Origin of the sequence: Buttiauxella sp. B2 (genome assembly GCF_006376615.1) — a bacterium.
GTDB lineage: Bacteria > Pseudomonadota > Gammaproteobacteria > Enterobacterales > Enterobacteriaceae > Buttiauxella.
In genome coordinates, this window is sequence record NZ_VEXQ01000057.1 from 1 (window position 1) to 4,172 (window position 4,172).

General features: G+C 57.1%; 5 protein-coding genes and 1 pseudogene. All 6 read right to left on the bottom strand.

The features are described 5' to 3' along the window. Positions 1-171 (bottom strand): annotated as a pseudogene (locus tag FH968_RS23335) (phage late control D family protein); the annotation flags it as partial. Continuing rightward, a complete protein-coding gene (locus FH968_RS23340) occupies positions 171-632 on the bottom strand; it encodes a phage tail protein (RefSeq protein WP_139883841.1) in 462 nt (153 codons plus the stop codon). The gene FH968_RS23340 and the pseudogene FH968_RS23335, both read right to left, overlap by 1 nt. Positions 633-643: 11 nt before the next feature. Then, positions 644-3,079 carry a phage tail tape measure protein gene (locus tag FH968_RS23345; RefSeq protein ID WP_139883843.1) on the bottom strand — a complete coding sequence of 812 codons (2,436 nt, stop codon included), beginning with the start codon at positions 3,077-3,079 and terminating at the stop codon, positions 644-646. Then, positions 3,072-3,206 carry a GpE family phage tail protein gene (locus FH968_RS23350; RefSeq protein WP_139883845.1) on the bottom strand — a complete coding sequence of 45 codons (135 nt, stop codon included), beginning with the start codon at positions 3,204-3,206 and terminating at the stop codon, positions 3,072-3,074. Before FH968_RS23350 ends, FH968_RS23345 begins: the two co-directional genes overlap by 8 nt. Before the next feature lie 17 nt (positions 3,207-3,223). Beyond that, positions 3,224-3,529, bottom strand: a complete 306-nt coding sequence (locus FH968_RS23355) for a phage tail assembly protein (protein WP_139883848.1) — start codon at positions 3,527-3,529, stop codon at positions 3,224-3,226. 63 nt (positions 3,530-3,592) lie between these two features. Continuing rightward, on the bottom strand, positions 3,593-4,114 hold the full coding sequence (locus FH968_RS23360; RefSeq protein ID WP_139883850.1) for a phage major tail tube protein: 522 nt from the start codon (positions 4,112-4,114) through the stop codon (positions 3,593-3,595). Between the last annotated feature and the right edge of the window lie 58 nt (positions 4,115-4,172).

Below are 4,172 nucleotides of genomic sequence, written 5' to 3' on the forward strand. Positions count from 1 at the left end.
AGTGTCGTCGAGTTCGATATCAAGCTGGTCAGCTTCAAAACCCCGGTTATCCGACAGACTGAGGCTTATCAGCCGGTCGCTGATATTACGGGTGATGTCCTGGTGATTAAGGGTTAGCATAAACGCTGGTGCCAGTGTCGCGCCTGCATCCAGTGTCATTCCGGTCAGCATTAAAATAACCCCCCGATGTTGCTCTGTACATTGCCGACCAGGCTGTCGGCCTGTTTCTGAATATCACCAAACATGGCTGTCAGGGACTCATCCACGCGCGTGAGACTGACCGTAAAATCAATCTTCATGGCTGCACCGTCGGCAAAAAACTCGGTGTAAGTCTCACTCACCGAATTAATCACAAACATGCCGTAAATGGTGCCACTGCCATCGAGCAGCGGCCATGCGCGCCCCTCATCCGCCATCAGGTTGAGTGCCAGCAGCGACATTTTCCCGCCGGTGATTTCCGGCAGCAGGCTACCGCTGAGAACAATTTTTTCCTCGTTCACGCCGAGAAACTGCATCGCCGGTCGCTGGCCGACTCGGCTGTTGGACGGCCAGCGGTAATCCACATCCCGTTGCAGGCTCTGATAAGGCAGTGTCTGTAACTGAAAAACAAACATGCCGAGGGCAAGCATCATGGTCGGTCTCCTTAATCGTGCATCATGCTGGCACGCTGTTTCGCTCGTTTCTCGCGCTCGTATTTTTCCAGGCTGTCACGGAGCTGGCGCTCAAGCTCGCCGCCGTTCTGCACGCCGCCACCGATGGCAATGTGATACTCGTTGCGGCTCTGGTCGGTATAGCTTTTACCGGCACTGGCCGTAACTGGCTGATAACTGCCGGTCAGTAACCCACCGGACGGGGAATACCCGCCACCATTGGCATATGCATTCACCTTTTCGGCTTTTGCATCAAGCTGGCCGGATTCCTGGTTGATGAGACCGAGCTTCTCCAGCACGTAATCAATCCCGCTGCGCAATGCAGTGACGGGTGCCAGTGCGAGCTTAAACGCCCCGGCCAGCGCCTGACCGACGGCAACGCCGGAATCTTTCCAGCTATCGAGCGTGTCCTTGCTGGCTTTCACCGGCGCTATCAGTTCCGTGAACCACTGCCACACCGCCCGCAGTTTCTGCCCGATAGCCTCAAACATCGGGATGAACGGCGTGAACAATTCCCCGACCGGTGCAAAGGCGACAGTAATACCCTCGACCACACCGGAGAAGAACGCCCCCAGCGGCGCCCAGTATTTCCGGATAAGCAGCACACCGGCGACGACTGCCGCACCGACCGCCACAATCGGCCAGGTGAGCGCACCGAGCACTGTTATGATGGCACTGCCTGCGACGGTAAAAGCTGTCCAGAGCAGACCGGCGGCGGCAATGATGGCATTGATGCCCGCAATCACCGGCCAGGCGACCAGACCAATGGCACCGACCATGCCCACCACGGCCAGCGCGACACCGCCGACGTTGAGCAGTGTCTGCGCGAGTCCTTTGTTCTGCACAATCCAGTGGTCGAGTTTGAGCACATATTTTGTGGTGGTCTGGGTGAGTTTACGCAGCGAGCTCTCCTGCTGGTCAAACAGGTCGGTGCCGACCGCCTCATACGCCGACTGAAATTCTTTGAAGTCGCCGCCTAGGTTGTCCTGCATCACCTTGACCAGCTCGGCGGTTTTGCCGTCCGAGGCTTTAAAGGTCGCAGTGAGTTTGTCGAGCTTGCCGGTCATGGCATCGGTCATCAGCACAGCGGCGGCGGAGCTGGCTTCCTCACCGAAGATGACTTTCATGTACTCGGCTTTTTGCGCCGTGCCGAGTTTGTTTTTATCAAAGCTGGCCTGCATTTCTTTCAGCAGGGTAAACAGCGGGCGCATATTGCCTTTCGCATCCGTGTTTTTTACCCCCAGCTCACCGAGTGCCGTTTTTGCCTGGCCGACCGGTGCCTGCAACCGGCTGATGACTGCGCGGCTGCCGGTGCCTGCCATCGAGCCGGTGATTTTCGCATCGTGCAACGCACCGGCCATCGCGGCAGTTTCTTCGATGCTGATCCCGGCGTTTTTCGCCACCGGTGCGACATAGGTGAGTGCATCACTCAGCCCGTTAAAGTCGGCGGCAGTCTTGTTCATTGTGGTCGAAAGCACATCACCAATGTGCGCGACCTTGTCGTTTGACAGCTGGAAGGCGGAGCGCATCCCCATCAGCAGCGCGGCGTTTTCTTCCATCGTGCGTTGGTTAGCAAGCGCCATATTCAGCGTGACCGGCGTCGCGGCCTGAATCGCAGCACTGTCGCCACCGGCTTTGGCGATAATAATCTGCGCCCCGGCGGCGTCATCGGCGGAGGCCGCCGTGTTGTCACCGAGCTGGCGTGCCAGCTTGCGCAGCAGCTCCATTTCGGGTGAGGTTTTTTCCACCCCGAGCACCGCCTGCAACTCAGCATTTTTCTGCGCAAAATCGTAGCCGGGTTTAAGAATACCCACACCTGCGGCCACACCGGCGGTTGCCATGCCAACACCGGCGGCACCGACCGCGCCCGCTGTTCCGGCCAGCGCCTTACCGGTCTGATAACGATTTTTGACCGCGTTGAGTTTCGCCTGTTTCGCGCTGACCTGCTCCAGTGCCAGTTTCTGCCGGTTGAGCTGGCTGGTTGTTTCACTGATGCGGCCTTTCAGGCTCTGTTCGTCGCGGGTGAGATTGCGGGTATTAATTCCGGCCTGCCCGAGTTCGCGCTGCTGGCGCTTCACCGATTCAGTGAGGCTGTTAACTTTGGTCTGCAATCCGTCTGCCGCTGCCTTTGCCGCCGTCAGCGCTTTCGCCTGTTCGCGCGTCGGGCGTTCTGTGCTTTTAAACTGCGTGCCAAGTGTTTCGGCTTCGGCCTTTGCTTTCTGCAGTGACTGACCGGTGACCGCCAGCTGCGCACTGGTTTTACGAAAACCCTCAATACGCGACGCCTGACCGTTGAGGTCTTTAAGGGTTTTCTGCGTATTACGGATATCCCCCGACAGCGTTTTGCTCGCGGTCTGGATGTGTTTAAACGGGCGCGTCGCCTGGTCAACGGCTTTTAGCAGCACTTCGATTCTGACGTTATTACTCATAGGAGTTCCCGCTTCGCTGGAGCGCCTTTTCGCGCCACAGGATGAGTTCGGTCAGGCTCATGGGATACAGTTCGGAGGGCGGCCAGTGAAAAATCACCGCAATATCCGCCATCAGGTCGTCGACCATGAGCCCCGGCGGAAAGGTTAAACCGCCGAAGTCGGTGCCAAAAAACCGATCACCTTCGCGGCAATACTCATCATGTCCGGCAGTTCCAGTGCGGCGACGTCCGACTCGGTCAGTGTCGGATACGTCATGCGCGGCAGCACTTTAATCAGCGCGTTCACATCCGAACTGGCAACATCGGCCAGACTCACCCCGCGCAGGGTGCCAGCCGTCGGTTTGATCAGGGTGATGGTTTCAATCACGATTTCCCCGCGTTTAATCGGTTTTACAAGGGTCACAATGTTCGGGTTGTCAGAGGTATTCTTGTATTTTTTTGCGTTGCTCATGGGGGTATATCTCCAGGAATTAAAAAAGGGTTCACCGGCCAGCACACCTGACCGGCAAGTGCATTAAGACAGGCCGATATTGCGGCGGCGCTGCTCAAGACGGTCGACGCCGTTGACCTTCTCAATCATGTTGAGGGTGTCGATTTCAATCAGTTCTTTGCCGTTCATCGTCAGCTTGTAGTAGGTACACACCGTCGTAATTTTGGTTTCAGTGTCCTCACCCTGTTTGCTGTCGCCACCATCAAATTCTTTATGGCGGCCACGTACCACCACCTCGACGGCGGTTTCTTCTTCGGTGTCGTCGCGCTGATACGAGCCTGCAAAACGCAGCGGCACACTGGACGCCCCCGGCAGCGCGTACTGCGCCCATAACGCCTCATCCGGGAAGCCGCCGAGCGTCCACTCAATCGTGAGCGCATCATCGTCGAGACCAAAATCCACCTGCGCGGCACCGTTCATGCCGCCACCACGATAATTTTCCAGCTTGCGGGTGAGTTTCGGCAGCGTCACCGAGGACACCACGCCCATATAACTGAGGCCGTCGTTAAACAGATTCAGTGATTTAAGTTTGCGGGGCATTGCCATTTGAGTGCTCCTTATCCGTTAACCGAGGCAATCAGGTTCACCAGATATTTATCGGTGA

Excerpts from the sequence above, each read along its gene's own strand:
- FH968_RS23340 (WP_139883841.1), bottom strand. The coding sequence starts at position 632 with ATGATGCTTGCCCTCGGCATGTTTGTTTTTCAGTTACAGACACTGCCT.
- FH968_RS23345 (WP_139883843.1), bottom strand. The coding sequence starts at position 3,079 with ATGAGTAATAACGTCAGAATCGAAGTGCTGCTAAAAGCCGTTGACCAG.
- FH968_RS23350 (WP_139883845.1), bottom strand. The coding sequence starts at position 3,206 with ATGGTCGACGACCTGATGGCGGATATTGCGGTGATTTTTCACTGGCCG.
- FH968_RS23355 (WP_139883848.1), bottom strand. The coding sequence starts at position 3,529 with ATGAGCAACGCAAAAAAATACAAGAATACCTCTGACAACCCGAACATT.
- FH968_RS23360 (WP_139883850.1), bottom strand. The coding sequence starts at position 4,114 with ATGGCAATGCCCCGCAAACTTAAATCACTGAATCTGTTTAACGACGGC.